This is a genomic window from Blastococcus sp. HT6-4, assembly GCF_039679125.1.
Lineage (GTDB): Bacteria > Actinomycetota > Actinomycetes > Mycobacteriales > Geodermatophilaceae > Blastococcus > Blastococcus montanus.
In genome coordinates this window covers 4,241,972-4,261,584 of record NZ_CP155551.1, presented here as the reverse complement: position 1 = coordinate 4,261,584, position 19,613 = coordinate 4,241,972, and the positions used below count along the sequence as shown (strand labels likewise).

Annotated in this window: 20 protein-coding genes and 1 riboswitch; of the genes, 9 read left to right on the top strand and 11 right to left on the bottom strand. The window is 74.7% G+C overall.

The window, feature by feature from the left end:
• Positions 1-222: 222 nt before the first annotated feature.
• Positions 223-2,097, top strand: coding sequence for an Ig-like domain-containing protein (locus ABDB74_RS20470; protein ID WP_346620775.1), 1,875 nt, complete (start codon positions 223-225; stop codon positions 2,095-2,097).
• 80 nt (positions 2,098-2,177) lie between these two features.
• Here the strand turns inward: ABDB74_RS20470 and ABDB74_RS20465 are convergent, their stop codons facing one another.
• Both ABDB74_RS20465 and ABDB74_RS20460 read right to left on the bottom strand, forming a co-directional pair.
• The gene (locus tag ABDB74_RS20465; RefSeq protein ID WP_346620774.1) at positions 2,178-3,377 is read right to left on the bottom strand and encodes an acyl-CoA desaturase; all 1,200 of its coding nucleotides are present in this window, start codon (positions 3,375-3,377) and stop codon (positions 2,178-2,180) included.
• A 26-nt stretch (positions 3,378-3,403) separates the two neighbouring features.
• A complete protein-coding gene (locus ABDB74_RS20460; protein WP_346620773.1) occupies positions 3,404-4,513 on the bottom strand; it encodes a ferredoxin reductase in 1,110 nt (369 codons plus the stop codon).
• A gap of 72 nt (positions 4,514-4,585) precedes the next feature.
• On the opposite strand from ABDB74_RS20460, the gene ABDB74_RS20455 reads away from it, so the two are divergent.
• Both ABDB74_RS20455 and ABDB74_RS20450 read left to right on the top strand, forming a co-directional pair.
• Positions 4,586-5,812: a helix-turn-helix domain-containing protein gene (locus ABDB74_RS20455; RefSeq protein WP_346620771.1), complete on the top strand. Its 1,227-nt coding sequence runs from the start codon at positions 4,586-4,588 to the stop codon at positions 5,810-5,812.
• 103 nt (positions 5,813-5,915) lie between these two features.
• A complete protein-coding gene (locus tag ABDB74_RS20450) occupies positions 5,916-6,797 on the top strand; it encodes a hypothetical protein (RefSeq protein WP_346620770.1) in 882 nt (293 codons plus the stop codon).
• A 20-nt stretch (positions 6,798-6,817) separates the two neighbouring features.
• Here ABDB74_RS20450 and ABDB74_RS20445 read toward each other — a convergent pair whose 3' ends face one another.
• Genes ABDB74_RS20445 through thiD form a run of 5 tightly spaced genes read right to left on the bottom strand, consistent with a single transcriptional unit; the run spans position 6,818 to position 11,876 of the window.
• A complete protein-coding gene (locus ABDB74_RS20445; protein ID WP_346620768.1) occupies positions 6,818-7,423 on the bottom strand; it encodes a class I SAM-dependent methyltransferase in 606 nt (201 codons plus the stop codon).
• Between the two features lie 9 nt (positions 7,424-7,432).
• The gene (locus tag ABDB74_RS20440) at positions 7,433-9,010 is read right to left on the bottom strand and encodes an FAD-binding oxidoreductase (RefSeq protein ID WP_346620766.1); all 1,578 of its coding nucleotides are present in this window, start codon (positions 9,008-9,010) and stop codon (positions 7,433-7,435) included.
• Complete coding sequence (locus ABDB74_RS20435; protein WP_346620764.1) at positions 9,007-10,350, bottom strand: DNA polymerase IV; 1,344 nt, start codon at positions 10,348-10,350, stop codon at positions 9,007-9,009. The genes ABDB74_RS20440 and ABDB74_RS20435 overlap by 4 nt, the downstream gene beginning before the upstream one ends.
• A gap of 45 nt (positions 10,351-10,395) precedes the next feature.
• The gene (locus ABDB74_RS20430; protein WP_346620763.1) at positions 10,396-11,067 is read right to left on the bottom strand and encodes a TenA family transcriptional regulator; all 672 of its coding nucleotides are present in this window, start codon (positions 11,065-11,067) and stop codon (positions 10,396-10,398) included.
• Positions 11,064-11,876 (bottom strand): bifunctional hydroxymethylpyrimidine kinase/phosphomethylpyrimidine kinase, encoded by an 813-nt coding sequence (thiD, locus tag ABDB74_RS20425; protein ID WP_346620762.1) that lies wholly within the window; start codon positions 11,874-11,876, stop codon positions 11,064-11,066. The genes ABDB74_RS20430 and thiD overlap by 4 nt, the downstream gene beginning before the upstream one ends.
• A 67-nt stretch (positions 11,877-11,943) precedes the next feature.
• A riboswitch (TPP riboswitch) is annotated at positions 11,944-12,037 on the bottom strand.
• A gap of 87 nt (positions 12,038-12,124) precedes the next feature.
• Here thiD and ABDB74_RS20420 point away from each other — a divergent pair.
• Both ABDB74_RS20420 and ABDB74_RS20415 read left to right on the top strand, forming a co-directional pair.
• On the top strand, positions 12,125-12,628 hold the full coding sequence (locus ABDB74_RS20420) for a DUF3291 domain-containing protein (protein ID WP_346620760.1): 504 nt from the start codon (positions 12,125-12,127) through the stop codon (positions 12,626-12,628).
• Between the two features lie 76 nt (positions 12,629-12,704).
• The gene (locus tag ABDB74_RS20415) at positions 12,705-13,250 is read left to right on the top strand and encodes a DinB family protein (protein WP_346620758.1); all 546 of its coding nucleotides are present in this window, start codon (positions 12,705-12,707) and stop codon (positions 13,248-13,250) included.
• 33 nt (positions 13,251-13,283) lie between these two features.
• Here the strand turns inward: ABDB74_RS20415 and ABDB74_RS20410 are convergent, their stop codons facing one another.
• On the bottom strand, positions 13,284-13,979 hold the full coding sequence (locus ABDB74_RS20410) for a hypothetical protein (RefSeq protein WP_346620756.1): 696 nt from the start codon (positions 13,977-13,979) through the stop codon (positions 13,284-13,286).
• Between the two features lie 67 nt (positions 13,980-14,046).
• Here ABDB74_RS20410 and ABDB74_RS20405 point away from each other — a divergent pair, with 67 nt between their 5' ends.
• Together ABDB74_RS20405 and ABDB74_RS20400 are read left to right on the top strand one after the other, a co-directional pair.
• The gene (locus ABDB74_RS20405) at positions 14,047-14,292 is read left to right on the top strand and encodes a hypothetical protein (RefSeq protein WP_346620755.1); all 246 of its coding nucleotides are present in this window, start codon (positions 14,047-14,049) and stop codon (positions 14,290-14,292) included.
• Between the two features lie 245 nt (positions 14,293-14,537).
• Positions 14,538-15,062: a MarR family transcriptional regulator gene (locus tag ABDB74_RS20400; protein WP_346620754.1), complete on the top strand. Its 525-nt coding sequence runs from the start codon at positions 14,538-14,540 to the stop codon at positions 15,060-15,062.
• 21 nt (positions 15,063-15,083) lie between these two features.
• Here the strand turns inward: ABDB74_RS20400 and ABDB74_RS20395 are convergent, their stop codons facing one another.
• Positions 15,084-16,820, bottom strand: coding sequence for a helicase (locus tag ABDB74_RS20395; protein ID WP_346620752.1), 1,737 nt, complete (start codon positions 16,818-16,820; stop codon positions 15,084-15,086).
• A 172-nt stretch (positions 16,821-16,992) separates the two neighbouring features.
• Here ABDB74_RS20395 and ABDB74_RS20390 point away from each other — a divergent pair, with 172 nt between their 5' ends.
• On the top strand, positions 16,993-17,832 hold the full coding sequence (locus tag ABDB74_RS20390; RefSeq protein ID WP_346620750.1) for an alpha/beta fold hydrolase: 840 nt from the start codon (positions 16,993-16,995) through the stop codon (positions 17,830-17,832).
• Positions 17,829-18,164 (top strand): YnfA family protein, encoded by a 336-nt coding sequence (locus ABDB74_RS20385; protein WP_346620748.1) that lies wholly within the window; start codon positions 17,829-17,831, stop codon positions 18,162-18,164. The genes ABDB74_RS20390 and ABDB74_RS20385 overlap by 4 nt, the downstream gene beginning before the upstream one ends.
• A 48-nt stretch (positions 18,165-18,212) precedes the next feature.
• Here the strand turns inward: ABDB74_RS20385 and ABDB74_RS20775 are convergent, their stop codons facing one another.
• Both ABDB74_RS20775 and ABDB74_RS20380 read right to left on the bottom strand, forming a co-directional pair.
• A complete protein-coding gene (locus ABDB74_RS20775; protein WP_407062147.1) occupies positions 18,213-18,437 on the bottom strand; it encodes an HNH endonuclease signature motif containing protein in 225 nt (74 codons plus the stop codon).
• Positions 18,352-19,428, bottom strand: a complete 1,077-nt coding sequence (locus ABDB74_RS20380; protein ID WP_346620747.1) for a DUF222 domain-containing protein — start codon at positions 19,426-19,428, stop codon at positions 18,352-18,354. Before ABDB74_RS20380 ends, ABDB74_RS20775 begins: the two co-directional genes overlap by 86 nt.
• Positions 19,429-19,613 lie beyond the last annotated feature (185 nt).

Here is a 19,613-nt window from a genome sequence, read left to right as displayed (position 1 = left end):
AAACAGTTCGGTGGCCTGGCTGCTCGGCCGCCGGGTTGGGCTGTGCGCACTGTCTGCGGGGCGCGCCGTGCAGCGTTGCGCCACGGCCTGCAGCGATGCAGGCGCCAACCATTGTGGCGCCTGTCACCGGTGGGCTAGGAAGAGGGCCCCTCAGGCATTGGAGAACCCTTGTCCTCACATCCCTGGCGTCGGACGACGGCGTCCGCCGTCGGTGCCCTGGCCATGGCCCTGACCGTCACGGCGACCGCCGCACCGGCCCTCGCCGACCAGGGCACGGCCGACCCCCTCTCGGTGTTCCCCACGAACGACCTGACCGTCCCCGACCGGCAGCAGCTCACCGGCCTGCGGGTCGCCCTGCCGACGGAGAACTGCGGCAACGTCATCACCTGCGGGCTCGTCGAGCGGCTCAACCAGCTGGACGGCTTCGACCTCGATCCGCGCATCGCCGTGCGCTTCGACGCCCCCGTCGACCCGGCCGTGGTCGCCGAGCGGATCACCGTGCGCCAGGAGCGCGGCCGGTGGCGCACCGGCGTCGACCGCGTCGTCTGGGACCCGGCCACCAACACGCTGTACGCCCAGCCCGTGGAGCAGCTCGCCCCGGGCACCACGTACCGCATCGACGTGCAGGCCGGCCCCGCGAACTCGGCCACCAGCGAGACCTTCACGACGCTGAGCGCCACCGACGGGCTGCTCGACATGAACCGGCAGATCCAGTCCAACCGCGCCCTGCGCGAGGTCGGCAGCACGCGCCCCGGGCTGGAGATCGACGCCGTCGTCCCCGTGGCGGGCTCCAGGGTCACCTTCGTCCCCGACCGCCCGGCACCGACCGTGCCGGGCGGGACGCCGGCCGGGCCGAGCGTGCAGCCCACCGGTCTGCTGCCCGCCGGCAGCACGCTGGTCTTCGGCTCCTACCAGGCGCCGTCCTGGCTGGGGGACGACGTCACCATCGCCCAGACGCCGACCCGGGGCGACGGTCCGGCGCCGGTCGAGGTCGAGCGGCTGCCCTTCGTCGCCGTCCTCCCGGCCGGCCCCGCGCCCGGCGGCGGCTGGCCGACCGCCGCCTTCGGCCACGGCTTCACCGGCTCGACGACCAGCGTGTTCCTCGCCGCGATCACGAACGCCCAGAGCGGCATCGCGACCATCGGCACGAACGTGGTCGGGCACGGCTACGGCCCCGGGAGCGCCTGGCAGATCACGACCGCGGACGGCGTGACGCAGACGATCCCGACCTACGGTCGCGGCGTCGACCAGAACGGCGACGGGCTCTTCGGCAGCACCGAGGGCTCCTCGGCCACCGGCACTGCCGCGGCGGTCTCCTCCCGCGACGCGCTCCGGCAGACCGCCGCCGACGTCATGACGCTCGTCCGCGCGGTGGGCGGCACGGACGTCGACGGCGACCGGCGCGCCGACTTCTCCGGTGCCCGCGTGACGTACTTCGGGCAGAGCTTCGGCGGCATCTACGGCACGATGCTCGCCGGCGCCGACCGCGCGATCGCCCGCTCGGTGCTCAACGTGCCCGGTGGCCCGATCAGCGAGATCTCGCGCCTGTCGCCGGCCTTCCGGCCGCTGACCTTCCAGGCGCTCCAGGCGGCCGGCTTGGCGCCGAACACCCCCGACGCGAGCCGTTGGTACTTCGAGGAGCAGCTGCCGCTGCGCGGCGAGGGGCCGGTCACCGCGACCGTGCCCGGTGCGCTCGCCATCCAGGACTACCTGGCCAGGTCGACCTGGCTGGCCCGGCCGGGCAGCCCGGAGACCTTCGCCCCGCTGATCCGGGACGACCGCGTGCTGGTGCAGGTGGCCTTCGGCGACCAGACGGTGCCGAACCCGACGTCGTACACGCTGGTCGACGCCGGTGACCTGTGGTCGCGGACGAGCCTCTTCCGCAACGACAGGGCCTCCACCGCGGCGCTCAACCCGCACGGCTTCCTGCTGGACGTCGCCCGGTTCCCGGTGGCCGCGATGCAGGCGCAGGGGCAGGTGGCCGCGTTCCTCGGTCGCGGCGAGGTCGTCGACCCCGACGCCGACGGGCTCGTGTGGGAGGTGCCGATCAGCGACCCCGACCTGCTGCGGTCGCTGAACTTCCCCGGCCGGGGCTGATGCCCTGACCGACCGCCGGACGGCAGAGGCCCAGAACCAGGACGGTTCTGGGCCTCTGCCGTTCAGCGTTGCCGGTCCGATCAGGCGGCGGCCTTCTGCTGCAGCGCGCGGCGGACCTTCGGCCCGCCGGTGGTCATCTTGTACAGCTTGGCCAGCTGCGCCGGGGCGTTCTTCGGCGTCGTCTCGGCCAGCCAGCCGTTGGGCAGGGAGAGCCGGATGACCTTGTGCCACGCGCTCGCGACCTGCTTGTACAGCGGGGCGGAGTGGTAGGTCAGGCCGTAGCGGTCGAAGATGTCCTTCACCTTCGGGGCGATCTCGGCGTACCGGTTGCTCGGGATGTCGGGGAACAGGTGGTGCTCCACCTGGTGCGAAAGGTTCCCGGTCATCAGGTGCATGGCCTTGCTGCCGGAGATGTTCGCCGAACCCAGCATCTGGCGGACGTACCACTCGCCGCGGGTCTCGCCGTCGATGGACGTCTTCTCGAAGGTCTCGACGCCCTCGGGGAAGTGGCCGCACATGATGACCGAGTGCGACCAGAGGTTGCGCACCACGTTGGCGGTGAAGTTCGCCGCCAGGGTCGGCAGGAACGACGGGCCCGACAGCAGCGGGTGGACGACGTAGTCCTTCGTCGCCTGGTTGCGGATCTTCTTCAGCACCTGCTTGGTGGCGGCCCGGAACTTCGGGTCGTTGCGGCGCTTCTTCGACGCCAGGTTCTTGCCCAGCTCGAGGTCATAGGCGGCGATCCCGTACTCGAAGAAGCAGGCGTTGATGAAGTTCCACAGCGGCTGCGCCAGGTACATCGGGTGCCACTTCTGGTCCTCGTCGACGCGCATGATGCCGTAGCCGAGGTCGTTGTCCTTGCCGATCACGTTCGTGTACGTGTGGTGCAGCTCGTTGTGCGAGTGCTTCCACTGCTCGGCCGGGCTGGCCATGTCCCACTCCCACGTCGTGGAGTGGATCTTCGGGTCGCGCATCCAGTCCCACTGGCCGTGCAGGATGTTGTGCCCGATCTCCATGTTCTCGAGGATCTTGGCGACGGACAGACCGGCCGTGCCGACCAGCCACGCGGGCGGGAACTTCGAGAACAGCAGGACGGCGCGGCTGCCCAGCTCCAGCTTCCGCTGCACGTCGATGACCGTGCGGATGTACTTCGCGTCGTCCTCGCCGAGGCTGTCGCGGATCTCCTGGCGGATGGTGTCGAGCTCCTTGCCGATGAGCTCGATGTCCTCGGGGGTGAGGTGGGCGATCGGGTTCTCGGGCTTCTTCTGGATGACGGTCATGTCCGGGCTCCTGGGGCTCGAGGTGGTCAGTGGTCGATGTCGCAGGCGCCGGCGGCGGCGCTGACGCAGGTCTGGATGAGGACGCCGTCACCGACGTCCTCGGCGGTGGTGATCTCGCCGTTGCGCAGGTCGCGGACCGCGCCCGCCCGCATGGGGAGCACGCAGCCGTAGCAGATGCCCATGCGGCAGCCGCTGGGCATGAGGACCCCGGCCTCCTCGGCGGCGTCGAGGATCGGCGTGGCGCCGTCGGCCTCGACGGTGGTCCCGTTCTTCGTGAAGGTGACCGTGCCGCCCTCGCCGGTGACGAGGATCCGGGGGCGGAAGCGCTCGGTGTACAGCCGGTCGGAGATGCCTACCGACGCCCAGTGCTCCTCCAGCGCCTCGAGCATTCCCACGGGCCCGCACGCCCAGGTGGCGCGCTCGTGCAGGTCGGGCACCAGCTCGGCGATGGACCGGGCGTCGAGCATCCCGGCGCTGTCGGTGTGCTGCTCGATCAGCCGGATCCGGCCGTCGGCGGCCATCTGCCGCAGCTCCTCGCCGAAGACGACGTCCTCGGAGGTGGGCGCGGAGTGCACCAGCACGGTGTCGGCCAGCGAGTCGGCGTGGTTGCGGAGGATGCCCATGACGGGGGTGATCCCGGAACCCGCGGTGACGAACAGGGACTTGGCCGGCGTCTCCTCGGGGAGGCAGAACTCCCCGGTGGCCTGGTCGAGCTGGATGATCGTGCCCGGCCGCGCGCGGTGCACCAGGTGGTTGCTCACCTTGCCGTCCGGGATGGCCTTCACGGTGATGGTGAAGCAGCCGTCGGCCCGGCCGAGCACCGAGGTGATCGAGTAGGCGCGCCACTGGCGGACACCGTCGATGTCGATGCCGATGCGGACGTACTGGCCCGGCACGTGCGGCAGCCAGTCGCGGCCGGGACGGATGACGATCGAGGCGGCGTCCCGGGTCTCCCGCTGGACGGCCTCGATCCGGCCGCGCAGGGCCGCGCCGGAACGGAGCGGGTCGAACAGGTCGAGGTAGTCGGCCGGCAGCAAAGGCGTCGTCACCAGCTCGGCGAGCTTGAGCGCCCGGTCGCGCAGCGCGAGCCGCGCCGGCGTGCGGGCCACGCCGGGGCGTGGGGCGGTTGCTGTCATGCTACTGAGCTTTCCCAGTCGGGCTGCTAAATACCTGTGCCCCGGACGTGAATCACGAGGTAGCTTCTGTTCGTGGAGGACAAAGGGGCCCAGCTGGCGGTTGACTACGCCCCGTTCCCCGACGCGGTCGCGGAGGCCATGCGGGCCACGCTCTCCCAGGTCGCCGAGCGCGCCGTCGAGGAGATCATCGTCGCGGTGCCGAGCTACGCCAATGCGTTCTCCGGGCCGATGGGCCGGAAGATCTCCACGGCGGTCGAGCTGACCCTGCGCGGATTCCTGCAGCTTGCCGCGGCCGGCGGCAACGCGGACGTGGCCACGCCTGGCGGGCCGGTCGTCGAGGCGGCGTACGCGCTGGGCCGGGGGGAGGCGCGGAGCGGCCGCTCCATGGACGCCCTGCTGGCCGCCTACCGCGTGGGGGCGCGGGTCTCCTGGCGGGACATGAGCGCCACCGCCGTCGCCGCCGGCCTGGGGCCCGAACCGCTGGCCCGGTTCGCCGAGCTGGTGTTCGCCTACATCGACCGGCTCTCGGCGGCCAGCGTCGCCGGGCACGCCGACGAACTGGCCTCCAGCGGCCGCGCCCGGCTCCGGCTGCTGGAGCGCCTGGCGCACGGCCTGCTCACCGGGAACAGGCCCTCCGAGCTGACCGAGGCGGCGCGCCGGGCGGAGTGGACGCCGCCGCGCACGCTGACGGTGGTTCTGCTGCCCGAGGGCCGCATGCGGGGTGCGATGGTGTCGCTCGACCCGCGCACGCTGATGGTGACCGAGGACGTCCCCGACCTCGACGGCGATCTCGCGGTGCTGCTGGTGCCGGACGCGGAGGGGGCGGCCCGCGGCGCCCTGCTGCGCGGCCTGGCCGGGCGGGAGGCGGTGGTCGGGCCGCCGCAGACCTGGTGGAACGCCCAGGCGTCCTACGGCCGGGCGGTGCGTGCGCTGCGGCTGGGGCTGACCGCGGACGACGGCGGCCCCGTGGACACCGACGCACGGCTGGCCGAGCTGGTCCTGCGGGCCGACGAGGATGCCCTGGCCGACCTGCGGGCGCGGGTGCTCGCGCCGCTGGACCAGGTCGGGACGACCGCGCGGGAGAAGCTGACCGAGACGCTGCGCTCCTGGCTGCTCCACCAGGGGCGCCGTGACCAGGTCGCCGCGGAGCTGTTCGTGCACCCGCAGACGGTCCGCTACCGGATGACCCAGCTGCGCGAGCTCTACGGGCCGCGGCTGGAGGACCCGCGGACGGTCCTCGAGCTCACGGTCGCCCTGGGCGTCCCGCCCGCGGGGCCGCCGTCCCCGGGTGACGGCTGAGCGCACTGCCGGCCGGGAGGGTCTGCCGCAGCGGATGCCCCGTGGTTTCACGGGAAACCTGCGCACCCTCGGATTCGTCGGTGCCGTCGGCCAGGCTGGTGCCGTGATCGTCGACCTGACCGCCGCCGCCGGCTTCCTCGCCGGTGCCGCGCGCGTGCTCGACCGCCGTCGCTTCGAGCTGCTGTTCGCCGGTGGGCCGCCGGAGCCGGTGCTCGCTGCTCTCGACGGCTATCGCAACACGGACGGCGGCTACGGATGGGGGCTCGAGCCCGACCTGCGCTCGGCCACCAGCCAGCCGGGCGGCGCGCTGCACGCGCTGGAGGTGTTCGTGGACGTCGCGCCGGTCACCAGCGGCCGCGCCCGCGGGCTCTGCGACTGGCTGGCCCGCGTCAGCCTGCCCGACCGCGGGCTGCCGTTCGCGCTGCCGGTGCCCGACGCCGCCGCCTCCGCCCCGTTCTGGGCGGGCGCGGACCCCGATCGCTCGTCGCTGCAGATCACCGCTGTGGTGGCCGCGGCGGCCCACCGGGTGGCCGATCCCGCCGTGGCCGGGCACCCGTGGCTTGCTCGGGCCACCGACCACTGCCTGGCCGCCGTCGGCGAGCTCGACGGGAGGGCGCACGCGATGGAGCTGGCCTTCGCGACGCAGTTCCTCGACGCGGCGTCGGCCACCCGGCCCGAGGCGGCCGAGCTCGTCGATGTCCTCCGCCCGCACATCCCGGCGGACGGACTGCTGCACGTGGCCGGCGGCGCGGACGACGAGTACATGCGCCCGCTGGACTTCGCCCCGTCGCCCGGGGGGCCGGCGCGGTCGCTGTTCGCGCCGGCCGTGGTGGACGCCGAGCTCGACCGGCTCGCCGGCGCCCAGCAACCCGACGGCGGCTGGCCCGTCGACTTCGCCAGCTACTCCCCCGCGGCCGCGCTGGAGTGGCGCGGCCACCGGACCGTCCAGGCGCTCGCGTTGCTGCGCGCCAACGGCCGGCTCTGATCGCCGAGGCGGCGCGTGGCTCAGGCGGGGCGCAGGATCGCGACCAGGAACTCGGAGTCGGGGGTGAACGGGCGCAGGTCCCAGGTGGACAGCAGCAGGTCCGGCGCCCAGCCGGCCTCCCGCGCGTCCGCCAGGAACTCGTCGAACGCGTAGCCCCGGCCGGCGCCGAATCCGATCGCCGCCCGGCCGCCGGGGGCCACGTGCGCGCGTAGCCGGCGCAGCACCGCGCACCTCGTCGACGGCGCCAGGAAGGCCATGACGTTCCCGGCGCTCACGATCACGTCGAACGGCTCCGGGACTCCCGCGGCGGGCAGGTCCAGCTCGGCCAGGTCGGCGACCAGCCAGCGCGGGCCCGGGTGGTCCTCCTCGGCGGCGGCGATGAGCACCGGGTCGACGTCGACGCCGACCACCTCGTGGCCCACCTCGGCCAGCCACCCGCCGACGCGACCGGGACCGCAGCCCGCATCGAGCACCCGCGATCCGCGGGGCAGCATCGCGTCGACCAGCCGCGCCTCCCCGACGATGTCCATCCCCTGGGCGGCGAGGTCGCGGAAGCGCTGCACGTAGGCCCGCGAGTGGTCGGGGTCCTCCTGGGTCATCCGCGTCCACGCGCTCTGCTCGGTCATGACGCCGTTCTACAGGTTGTGGTCCGACGGGGCCTCGACCAGGACCCCCGGGTTGAGGATGCCGGCCGGGTCCAGCGCCGCCTTCGCCGCGCGCAGCGCCAGGGCGAACGGCTCGGGGCGCTGCCGGTCGTAGCCGGGCCGGTGGTCGCGGCCGACGGCGTGGTGGTGGGTGATCGTCGCGCCGAGCCGGCCCAGCACCTCGGTCGCCGTCGTCTTCACGTCGTCCCACATCGCCACCTCCGAGCCGGGCCGGCCGGCGGCGACGACGGTGAAGTAGGGCGCCGCCCCGTCGGGGTAGACGTGGGTGAAGCGGCAGGTGACCAGGCCGGGTGCGCCGGTGACCTGCGCGACGGCGGCCCCGACCTCCGCGCGGACGGTCGTGTACAGCTCCTCCACGCGGTCCCACGTGCAGGCCGTCTCGAACGTCTCCACGATCGCGCCCATCCGTGCCATGCCGTCCCGGACGTAGGGCATCCGCAGGAACGCCGACCGCCACGTGTCCGCGGCGGTGTCCCGCCCGCCGCCGCCCGCGGCCACCGTGCCCCCGTGCGCGCGGGCCAGGCCGGTCAGCTCGGTGAGCCGGCTCTCCACCGGGTGGGCGGCCGACTCGACGCCGAGCACGAGCACCGCCTCACCCGTCGCCGCCCCGGCCATGGCGGCCTCGCCCGGGTCCAGCAGCCGGCAGTTCGCCGGGTGGAGCCCCGCCTGGGCGATCGCCCGGACGGCGCCCGTCGCCGCGGTCATGTCCGCGAACGTCACCGACGCCGACGCCTTCCACCGGGGCCGGTCCTGCAGCCGCATCCAGGCCTCGGTGATGACGCCGAGGGCGCCTTCGGAGCCCAGGAACAGCCGGTCCGGCGAGGGCCCCGCGCCCGACGCGGGCAGCCGCCACGACTCGTTCACCCCCGCCGGCGTCACGACGCGCAGCGACTCCACCAGGTCGTCGATGTGCGTGTGCAGCGTGGCGTAGTGCCCGCCGGCCCGGGTGGCGAGCCACCCCCCGAGCGTCGAGAACTCGAAGCTCTGCGGGAAGTGCCGCAGCGTCAGCCCGGAGGGGCGCAGCTGCTCCTCCAGCACCGGGCCCAGCGCGCCGCCCTGGATCCGTGCGGCCCGGCTGACCGGGTCGACCTCGAGTACCCGGTCCAGCCGCGTCAGGTCCATCGAGAGCCACGGCCGCTCGCCCCGGTACTCCACGCCACCCACGACCGAGCTGCCCCCGCCGTAGGGCACCACCACGACCCCGGTCGCGGCGGCCCAGTCGAGCAGGTCGACCACCTCCGCCTCGGTGCGCGGGAAGGCGACGCCGTCCGGGGCGCCGCGGAGATCGCCGGACAGGGCGCGGACGACGTCGCGGTAGGCCTTGCCGTACGTGTGCGCCGCTCGGTCCGGCGGCGCGGCGGACACCGGCAGGGACGGCGGCGGGGTGATCCGGGACGCCGGCAGGTCGACGGCGGCCAGGTCCGGGACGGCGCGCGGCCGGGTGCGCAGGCCGGGCACCAGCGCCCCCGTCGCGACGCACTCGTCGTCCGACAGGGCGCGGTCGGTGGTGCCCCAGCCCCACCAGGAACGTTCCGCGGATCCGGTCACTCGGGAATCCTCCAGTCCGGTGGGTCGGCGGGTTGCAGCAGCGGGTCGTCGGCGGCGAGCGTGCGCACCGGGCCGGGCGGCGTCGACGGCCCCTCGAACCGCACCGTGACCCGGCCGAGCCCCCGTCCCCACACCCAGCCCGTGCCGAGCTCGGCGTGCCGCACGTCCTGGCCCGGCCACCAGCGGCGCTCCGCGGGCAGCTCGGGGACCTCGGCGGGCTCCTCCGGCTCCGGCGTGGCGAGGGATTCCTCCGCCGGTTCCTCGTCGGTGGCGAACAGGTCGCCCTGGGCGTAGACCGACAGGCCGGAGACGCCGACACCGAGCAGCCGCAACCCGCCCCCGGTCCCCGCCTCGCCGAGCAGTCGCCGTGCCGTCGCGGCGATCTGCCGCACGTCGTCGGTCGGCTGGGGCAGCGTCTGCGACCGGGTGATCGTGGTGAAGTCGTAGCGCCGGAGCTTCACCGTGACGGTCCGGCCGGAGAAGGCCGACGCCCGGAGCCGCGCCCCGACCCGGGCGGCCATCGAGTCGATCTCGCGACCCAGCACGTCGAGGTCGGTGAGGTCGCGCTCGAACGTCTCCTCGTGCGACACCGACTTGACCCCGCGGTCGGGGACGACGGCGCGGTCGTCGTCGGCGCGGGCCAGCGCGTGCAGCCCCGCGCCGTGGGCCCGCCCGGCCAGCGCCACCAGGTCGGGGAGGGACTTGGCCGCCAGGTCGGCGACCGTGGCCACCCCGACCTGGCGCAGCCGCTCGGCCGTGGCCGGGCCGACGCCCCCGAGCCGGGTCACCGGCAGGGGGTGCAGGACGTCGAGTTCCTTCCCCGGGGGCACGACGACCAGACCGTCGGGCTTGTCCAGGTCGGAGGCGATCTTGGCCATGAGCTTGGAGCTGCCGATGCCCACCGACCCGGTGACGCCGCCGGTGGCCGCGGCGATGCGCTCCTTGAGCCTCTCGGCCAGTTCCGTCACAGCGGAAACCGAGAGGTCGCGCGGTGCGCCGGCGGCGAGGTCGACGTACGCCTCGTCGATGGAAACCGGCTCGACCAGCGGGGAGAGTTCGCGGAGCAGATCCATGACGACGTCGGAGGTCCGCCGGTAGGCGGCGAACCGGCCACCGAGGAAGGCCGTCCCCGGCGGGCAGCGGCGGCGGGCCTCCGCCGTGGACATCGCCGATCGCGCCCCGTAGGCCCGCGCCTCGTAGGACGCCGTGGCGACGACGCCGCGCCCGCCGACCCCGCCGACGACGACCGGCCGGCCGCGCAGCGAGGGCTTGTCCCGCTGCTCGACGGCGGCGAAGAACGCGTCGAGGTCGAGGTGCAGCACACTCGCCTCCCGCCGCATGCCCTCGATGATCGCCCGAACCGCTGCGTGGGGGTGCAACGACCCTCAGACCGGGACGGCCCACTCCTCGCGGGCGTGGGCCGCGCGCCAGAACTCGAGCTCGTAGCGGGTGGCGACCGCGAACGCCGCCTGCATGGCGGGCTCGTCGGCCGGCGACGTCGCCGCCGCCGCGTCGGTGAGCGCCCGGGCGCGGGCCGCCGCCAGCTGGAACGGCTCGGCGTCGTAGGTGGCCACCCAGCGGCGGTACGGGTGGCCGGCGGCCGCCCGCGCCTCGCGGGCCAGCCGCTCCCCGACGTGGGCGTAGATCCAGTAGCAGGGCAGCACGGCGGCGGCCGCGACGGCGTAGGGCGCGGTCGCCGCCGTCGCCACCAGGTACGAGACGTAGCCCAGGCAGGTGGGTGACGCGGCCGGCGGGGGGCCGGCCGGCCCGAGCAGCTCGGAGGCCAGCAGGTCGGCGTGCAGCTGCGTCTCGACGACGCCGCAGTTCTGCGCCCCGCCGGCCCAGAACGCCGCCGCCTCCGCGTCCGGCGCGCGCGCGGCCAGCAGGGCCAGCGCGCGGGCGTACCCGCCGAGGTACAGGGCGTCCTGCTCGAGGTAGTGGCGGAACGCCTCGGGGGCGAGCGTGCCGGCGCCCAGCTCCGCGAGGAAGGGCAGCTCGTCGATCGCCCGGCGGACCTCCGCCGTGGCCGCCCAGGCCCGGGCGCTGAACGTGCTCACGCCGGCCAGATCCCGGCGAAGTGGTGCACCGGCCCGTGCCCGGATCCGATGCGCAGCGCGGCGCCCTCGGTCAGCGCGCGGTGCAGGTAGTCCCGCGCCTCCTCCACCAGCACCGGCCATTCGGGGCGCCCTCCTGCGCGCGCCGCGAGGGCGGCGAGCGCCGACGACAGGGTGCACCCGGTGCCGTGGGTCGCGGAGGTCGCGATCCGCGGCCGGCGGGTGACCGTCGTCCCGGCCGCCGTCGCGAGCACGTCGACGCTCTCGTCGCCGCCGAGGTGCCCGCCCTTGAGCAGCACCGCCCCGGGGCCCAGGTCCAGCAGGGCCTGCGCCTGCCCGGGGAGCTGGGCGACGTCGGTGGCCGGTGCGGTGTCCAGCAGCGCCGCGGCCTCGGGGACGTTGGGGGTGATCAGGTCGGCCACCGGGAGCAGCTCGGCGCGGACGGCGGCGACCGCCTCGTCGTCGATCAGCCGGTCGCCGCTCGTCGCGACCATGACGGGGTCGCAGATCACCGGGCCGGGGCGCCGCGCGGCCAGCACGGCCGCCACCTCGTGGACCACGGCGGCGCTGCCCAGCATGCCCAGCTTGGTCGCGTGCACCTCGACGTCGTCGAGCAGCGTGTGCAGCTGGTGGGCGACGAACTCCGCGGGCACCGGGTGGACCCCGGTGACACCCCGGGTGTTCTGGGCCGTGAGGGCGGTGAGCACGGCGGTGCCGTAGGCGCCGAGTGCGCTGAAGGTCTTCAGGTCGGCCTGGATCCCGGCGCCCCCGCTGGGATCGCTGCCGGCCACGGTGAGGGCGGTGGGGGTCATGACGCCCACGCCGGGTCGGTGCCGTTGTTCTCGCGCAGCGCCGTCCGGGCTGCGCGCAGGTCGATGGCTTCCACGCCGGTGACATCCCTTCGCCAGTGCGAACTGGAGCAGGTTCGACGGGTGTGTTCTCAGTCCCGGGCGGGACACCCCGTGCCACGTACGGTCCGAACCTAACCCAGCCCGCCCTGCGGCGTCACGGGGCGTGGGTGTCCTGGTCCGGCGGGGTCCGGTGCCCTAGGTTCGCGCAGGTGGATCACCATCTCGCCCAGGTGAACGTCTCCCGGCTGCTCGCGCCGCTGGACAGCCCGCTGCTGGCCGACTTCATGGCCGCGCTCGACGAGGTCAACGCCGAGGCCGACCGCGCCCCCGGCTTCGTCTGGCGGCTGCAGACCGAGGACGGCAACGCCACCTCGGTGCAGGCCTTCGGCTGGGACGCCGCCGGCAGCCACGGCGTGGTCGTGAACCTCACCGTCTGGCGGGACGTCGAGTCGCTCGCCGGCTACGTGTTCGGCGGGCGGCACGTGCAGATCATGCGGCGGCGCCGGGAGTGGTTCGCCCGGGCGGCGGAGGCGACGACGGCGCTGTGGTGGATCCCGGCCGGCTCGCTGCCGACCACCGACGACGCCGAGGCGCGGATCCGCCATCTGCGCGCCCACGGGCCCACGCCGGAGGCCTTCACCTTCCGCACGCCTTTCGCGCCGGTGACCGGTGCGGTCGTGCCGGCCGACGACGACTGGCTCTGCCCGGTATGAGGCCGCTCCGGCCGGACCGCCCCCGGGTCGGCCGGGGATCTGGTGCACGACATGGGCGATCGCTAGGTTCCGCCGTGTGACGGGGACCGATCGCCACGGCCGTCCGTACCCACCGGTGGACGGCGACGAGGTCGCCACGCTGCTGGGCTTCCTGGACCACCACCGCGCCACCCTGGCGTGGAAGTGCGCGGGACTGGACGCCGATGCCCTCCGGGTCCCGGTGGCCGCCTCGTCGATCACGCTGGGCGGGCTGCTGAAGCACATGGCTCTCGTCGAGGCGCTGTGGTTCTCGCTGTGGCTGCACGGTCGCAGTCCGGGCGACCCGTGGGTGGCGGTCGACTGGGACGCCGATCCCGACTGGGCGTGGCGCTCCGCCGCAGGGGACTCTCCCGAGGAGCTCCGGGGGCTCTGGGAGGCCGCCGTCGCGCGCTCCCGCGACCTCGTCGCCGAGGCGCTCGCCGACGGCGGTCTCACTCGCCAGGCCGTCGTGGCGCCCTGGCCCCCGGACGACGTCCGGCCGACCCTGCGCTGGATCCTGCTCCACATGGTGGAGGAGTACGCCCGGCACAACGGTCACGCCGACCTCATCCGGGAGTCGATCGACGGCCAGGTCGGCGACTAGCAGGGGCGCTGCGTCTCAGGAGGGTGGCGCGGCTCAGCCCTCGGTGGAGGTGCCGTCCGCTCCCCCCAGTACCGGGGCGGGGGGCGGACGTGCCTCCCGAGCTGCGCCCACCAGTGCGGCGAGGGCGGTGACCGCCGCGGCCGTGACCAGGGTGGCGGCCGGCCCGGCCGAGCGGAGCAGGGGCGCCGCCAGCATGCCGGCGAGACTCGCCCCCAGCCCGGCGACCGCCGACAGGCCGGAGAAGCCGGTGGCCGCCGCGGTGGCCGGCAGCCGGGCCTGGAGGGTCAGGCTCCGCGCGATCAGCGCCGGCGGACCGGCGAGACCTGCGACCGCCAGCAGCGCCGCGATGGCCCAGGGCCCTGGGAGCAGCGGCAGCACGCCCAATGCGGCGCAGAGCACGAGGACCAGGAGGAGCGCGTGCCGGGATGCGCTGCCGGGCCAGTTGCGGCTGCCGTAGACGAGGCCGCCCACCGTGCCTGTCAGGGCGAACACGCCGAGCAGGAGCCCCGCGTGTGCGGGATCGTGGCCCAGCCGGCTCAGCTGCGCCGGGACGACGACGTCGAGGGTGGTCACCCCGAGCATGAATCCCGTGGCACCCAGGTAACTGGGCCAGGCAAGGCGGGCGACGGCGAGGACGGGAGGCGCGGGGACCTCGCCGGCGCCCGGCCGGAACCGGGCTGACCGGGCAGGCGCCGACGCGGCACCCACCGCGGCGATCACTGCCGCCACGGCGATCCGCGGGGCCGATGGCGTAGAGCAGGGCACTGGCGGTGGACTCCAGGCTGAAGGCGGACCGGTGCGCGGCCACCGGGGTCATGTCCGCGAGGCGGGCGCGCTGCTCTCCCGGGACACCGGCCGACGCCGCGCCGGCCACCACGGCGACGGCCAGGAGGCCGGTCACCGGCGCACCGCCGAGTGCACCCAGGGTGACGAGCCCGGTGAGCGCCACGGCCTCACCCAGGAGCCCGGAGCGCACGCCGACTCGCCGGCCGATCCAGGGGGCCGCCAGGACATCCCCTGCGGCGTGCACACCGACCAGTAGCGCGCCGGTCGAGAACCTGCCGGTCGCCCACTCGCCGAAGAGGACCAGGCCGAGCGGTGTCATCGTCCGCGGGAGACGGGCGGCCACGCTGGTCACGGCCCAGCGCGTGAAGCCGGGGGACGTCCACACCGCCCGGAAGCCGAGTTCGCCCGCGCGCGCACCCGCGGCTGTCGCAGACCTCAGCCTGCCACCGTCGAGACGGCGACCAGGGCACCCCCATCACCTCCTTTCGACCTAAAGTCACCGTGCCCACGGAGGATCTGCCTGACGACGACGTCGACCGCATCCGGGAGGCCTGGTTGCGCGAGCGCCCCGGCACGCCGGTGGCCTCCATCGGCGTCATCACCCGGATCTGGCGGATCGCCCGGCTGCTCGAGGACGACCGGCGGCGAACCATGGCGCGGCTGGGCATGGACCCTGGGACGCGCGACCTGCTGAGCACGCTGCGCCGGGAGGGTCCCCCCTACGCGCTCTCGCCGTCGGAACTGGCGCGCCGGATCTCCATCAGTCCCGGGGCGGTCTCACAGCGCCTCACCCGTGCCGAGGAGCAGGGATTCATCAGACGGCGCAGGGAAGGGCTCGACGGACGCCGGGTCACCGTGGCCCTGACCGCGCGCGGCCACGCCATCATCGAGAGCACGGTCGACGACCTCCTGCAGCACGAGGACGCCCTGCTGAGCGGACTGGACAGCGACGACCGCGAGCAGCTGGCCAGGTTGCTCAAGCTGCTGCTCGCCGACCTCGGCGACCGCATCCCTCCCCCGGGCTGATCACCGGACGAGGAGCGGGCATCAGCCCTCGGCGAGGGCGGCGGCGGGGAGCCAGTCGGCGTCGAGCAGTTCGGCGATCTCCTGCAGGGACGAGGTGTCGGCACCGGCCGCCGACCCGCTGACCGCCAGCCGCTCCACCATCACGCGGGCCACCTGCTCCTCCACGGTGTCGGCCGCGAACGCCACCCGCCACGGCGAGCTGCGCCCGTCGCGGTGGGTGCGCCCGGTGACCTGCCGGGCCTGGATGCCGGAGAACCGCGGCTGGTGGAACAGCCCCACCCGGGGCGCCTCCGACGCCGTCGATCCGTCGGGCAGCAGCTCCCCGGCGTGCAGGCTGATCGACGCGGTCACGGTGAACACGCACACCGCCGCCTCGCCCCGCTGGAAACGCAGCCGCTCGGCCTCGACGTCGAACCGGTCGCGGCCGTAGATGCCGGCGACCGGGATGCCGGCGTCGAGCAGCGCCTCGCGGATCGGATCGGCCGCCGTCTCGACGAACTCCACCGACACCGCCACCTGCCGCTCCGCCTCCACCTGGGCCTTGATCCAGTCGACGGTCGCCTGCACGCGGATCAGCCCGGCCTTCTGCCGGAACCGCAGCAGCGCCGCGCGGCCGCGCGCGGTCTGCCGACCGCGCCGGGCCAGCTGCATCTCGGCCCGGAACTGCGACCACTCCGCCTCGTACTGCGCCCGCTCGGCCGGGGTGAGCAGCACCGGGGTGCCGGTGACCGACACCGGTCCCCACGGCGCGGGGCGGTGCAGGGTGGCGGGCGGATCCGCCTCGGCCAGCCAGGTCTGCAGCCGGGCGAGGTCGGCCCGGCGCTCGTCGGCGTCCTCGGTCCACTGCCAGCCGTAGCGGCCACGTTCCACGTGGAACGTGTGCCGGGCGAGCGCGGCCGGCAGGTCGGCCCACTCGCGGATCGACTCGCCGTGGCGGGCGGCGAACTCCGGCGCCAGGTACGGCAGCTCCAGCGGCGTGTGCGCCGGGGTGGCCGTGGCGGCGAGCACGTAGGGCGTGTCCTTGACCCGCGCGGCACCGGAGACGGCCTTCCAGTGCTTCCACCGCTGGGTCGTCGTGTGCCGCACCATGTGCGCCTCGTCGGCGACGACGACGTCGAACCGGTGCTTCGCCACCTTGCCCAGCCGGTCCCAGGTGGTCACGCACCAGCGCAGCCCACCGTCGCCGAAGCCGGCGATCGAGCGCGCCCAGTGCGGGATGGTGATCGCGGCGGGCCGGTCGGCGATCACGAGGACGGTCCGCACCGGCCGCTGCGCAGCGATCTCGTGCACCGCCAGGATCGCCGTGCCGGTCTTGCCCACGCCCGGGTCGTCGCCGAGCAGGAAGACCCGGCCGCCGGCCGCGGCGTGCGCGGCGACGACGCCGGCACCCTCCTCCTGCTGCGGCCGGGGCACCAGCGCGGGGGTGACCGACAGCGGACGGGGAGATTCGTTCAGCTCGTCCTCGAGGAACCGCTCCAGGCTGTAGGCGGGTGGGTCGTAGGGGGCCAGCTCGGGCGGCAGCTCGCGGCCGGCCCACACGTGCGCCTGCAGGCCCGGGTGCCAGACGGCGCCCGGAGCCGGGGCCCGGAACGGGACGGCGAGCACCCACACCCGCTCCCCCGGCGCCGCGGTGGGCAGCTCGGGGGCGGCCTTCTCCGGCGTCGCTCTCCGCGCTGCCGGCTTCCGCGGCGATGTCTTCCTCGTCGTGGTCCCCGTCGACCGGCGGGTGCTGCTCGCGCCCCGGCGTCGTCCTGGCATCTGCTCCCCCTCGTCGACCCCCCGGCACGGTAGAGGCCGGGGACGACCGCCCCGGGCAGGAGGCGGGGCGCGCCGTCGGTCACGCTGGAGGACGCCCCGGGGACGGAGGTCCGTGGGCAGCTGGACAGACCGCGGGAACGCACGGCAGCGCGCGCTCTGGTGGAATCGCCCGGTGACGGAGAACGCCGAGGAAGCCCTGCACGCCCGGACGCTGGGCGAGGCCGGCCCGCGCGTCGTCTTCGTGCACGGCCTGTTCGGCCAGGGGAAGAACTGGACGACGATCGCCAAGGGCCTGGCCGAGGACCACCGGGTGACGCTGCTCGACCTGCCCAACCACGGCCACTCCCCGTGGACCGAGCGGGTCGACTACGTCGACATGGCCGAGCTGGTCGCCGCGGAGCTGGAGTCCTTCGGGGAGCCGGCCACGCTCGTCGGCCACTCGATGGGCGGCAAGGTCGCGATGCAGCTGGCGCTGCGCCGGCCGGAGCTGCTGCGCGCCCTGGTGGTCGTGGACATCGCGCCGGTCGAGTACCCCCTGCAGGGCGGCCGCACCGAGGACCCCGACGAGGAGGCGTCGCCGTTCGCCGCGTTCATCGCCGCCATGCGGCGGGTGGACCTGGCATCGCTGGAGTCCCGCTCCGACGCCGACGCGGCGCTGCGCACCGCCGTCCCCAGCCGGATGGTGCGCAGCTTCCTGCTGCAGAGCCTGGCCCGGGAGGAGTCGGGCGACGGCTGGCAGTGGCGGCTGAACCTGGAGCTGCTGGAGCGCGACATCGGTGAGCTCCGCGGGTTCCCCGATCCCCCACCCGGCGCGACCTTCGACGGCCCGGTGCTCTGGATCGCCGGGGCGAACTCGCACTACGTGCTCCCCGAGGACCGCCCGGCCATGGACGCGCTGTTCCCGTTGACCCGGCTGGTGAAGGTCAAGAACGCCGGGCACTGGGTGCACTCCGAGCAGCCGGAGATCTTCCTCGAGACGGTGCGCAGGTTCCTGGATCAGGTCGAGGAGTGACCGTCGCGCGGTCGCTGGTTCTGTTCGCGCTCGCCGCGCTCGCCGAGATCGGTGGCGCCTGGCTGGTGTGGCAGGGCGTCCGGGAGCACCGCGGCTGGGCGTGGATCGGCGCGGGCGTCGTCGCCCTCGGCCTCTACGGCTTCGTCGCCACCCTGCAGCCCGACGCGAACTTCGGCCGGATCCTCGCCGCCTACGGCGGCGTCTTCGTCGCCGGCTCCCTGGCCTGGGGCATGGCCGTCGACGGGTTCCGGCCCGACCGGTACGACGTCGTCGGCGCGCTCGTCTGCCTCGTCGGCGTGGCGGTGATCATGTACGCCCCGCGAGGTGCCTAGCCACTCGGAGTGGTGGGCTGTCAGTCCGGGCGGCGGGCCGCCGTGGCGTCAGGGGCCGGCGCGGCTGAGGATCTCGGTGCCGTCCGGCCGGTAGGTGTGCCAGCGACCGGTGCCGGGATCCCGACGGATGGCGAAACCGCCCTCGTGACAGCTCGTGTGGTGCCGCTCGCAGAGAAGCGCCCCGTTCTCACAGCTCGTCGGCCCGCCGTGGGCCCAGTGAACGACATGGTGGACGTCGCACCACTCCGCCGGGGCGTCGCAGCCGGCGAACACGCGGTGCTCGTCGCGGATCTCGATCGACCGGCGGATGCCCGTGGTCGAGGTCCGCTGCTCGCGGCCGACGTCGAGCGGTAGGCCCGCTCGGGCCGGTGAGGATGCGGGAGACGCCGGCATCGCACGCCAGCCGCCGTGCCGTCTCCGGGTTGATCGGCCCGCCCCACCCCAGGGAACCGCCCGCGACGCCCGCAGCCCCCCGTTCGGCGCAGAGGGCCATGAGGTCGATGGTGACCCGGACGTGCGGCCGCTCACCCCGAACGGTCGTTAGTCCGCCGCCGTCCAGGGGCCCACGGGCCAGCGTGACGAGCGCATCGCCCTGCCGCTCCGCGTGGGAGCGGGTGTCGCCGGCCGGGCGGTCGCCGTTCATCAGTGCGGCCAGCGCGGTGCGCACGTACTCGCCACCGGCGGCGTCCAGCTCGCCCCGCAGGTACACCCGGCCGTCCAGGCCGGGAGTCATGGTGAAGCGCCGGCGGGTGTCGGCGGCGTCGTCCAGCGTGCCGTCGGGGTCCACGCCGGCGACCCACTGTGCGACCCCGCGCGCGGTGTCCTGAGGGCCCGTCGCCCGTGCCAGATCGGCCAGGAGGCGATCGCTCTCGCCGAGATCGACCCCCGCCCCGGCGGCCTTGGCGATCCGCCCGGGCGTCATGGCCTTCGTGATGACGCGGGCGTGCCTCGCAGTGATGTCGCCGGCCGCGAAGGCCGCCGCGGTCTCCGGCAGCAGCTCGAGCCGCCGGCCGGTGGAGACCGTCGCCGTCGCCTGCTCGGGAGCCATGCTGCAGCTGCCGCGCAGCCAGGCCTTCATGGAGACCGCGCCGTCCCGCCGGTAGGCCTCGCGCCGGTCGGCGGCCCGCACGGCGGACGTGAGGACCGCGGCGACGCGGTTGGCCGTCGTGCTCAGCTCGCCGACGAGGTCGAGCAGGGCATCCCCGGACAGTTCCTCGAGGTCGATCGCGGTCAGGTCGTCGAGGGCGGATCGGAACTCGGACACGCTCTCGCCCCCTCCGGTGGACCTCGACCGACACCCCGAACATAGAGCCGGGGTACAACAGAACCCCAGGTCAGCGACAGGAAATGGCCCGAGGTGCGGGTCTGCACGAGGGCCCCGACAGGCGGGTGACGCGCGCGGGCGCGCCCTGGGTTCGCGGCCGGACCCCGTGACACCGGCGGGCGCAC

Bases quoted from the DNA above. Each gene is read 5' to 3' on its own strand.
- ABDB74_RS20470 (WP_346620775.1), top strand. From the start codon at position 223: ATGGCCCTGACCGTCACGGCGACCGCCGCACCGGCCCTCGCCGACCAG.
- ABDB74_RS20465 (WP_346620774.1), bottom strand. From the start codon at position 3,377: ATGACCGTCATCCAGAAGAAGCCCGAGAACCCGATCGCCCACCTCACC.
- ABDB74_RS20460 (WP_346620773.1), bottom strand. From the start codon at position 4,513: ATGACAGCAACCGCCCCACGCCCCGGCGTGGCCCGCACGCCGGCGCGG.
- ABDB74_RS20445 (WP_346620768.1), bottom strand. From the start codon at position 7,423: ATGACCGAGCAGAGCGCGTGGACGCGGATGACCCAGGAGGACCCCGAC.
- ABDB74_RS20435 (WP_346620764.1), bottom strand. From the start codon at position 10,350: ATGCGGCGGGAGGCGAGTGTGCTGCACCTCGACCTCGACGCGTTCTTC.
- thiD (WP_346620762.1), bottom strand. From the start codon at position 11,876: ATGACCCCCACCGCCCTCACCGTGGCCGGCAGCGATCCCAGCGGGGGC.
- ABDB74_RS20395 (WP_346620752.1), bottom strand. From the start codon at position 16,820: ATGCCAGGACGACGCCGGGGCGCGAGCAGCACCCGCCGGTCGACGGGG.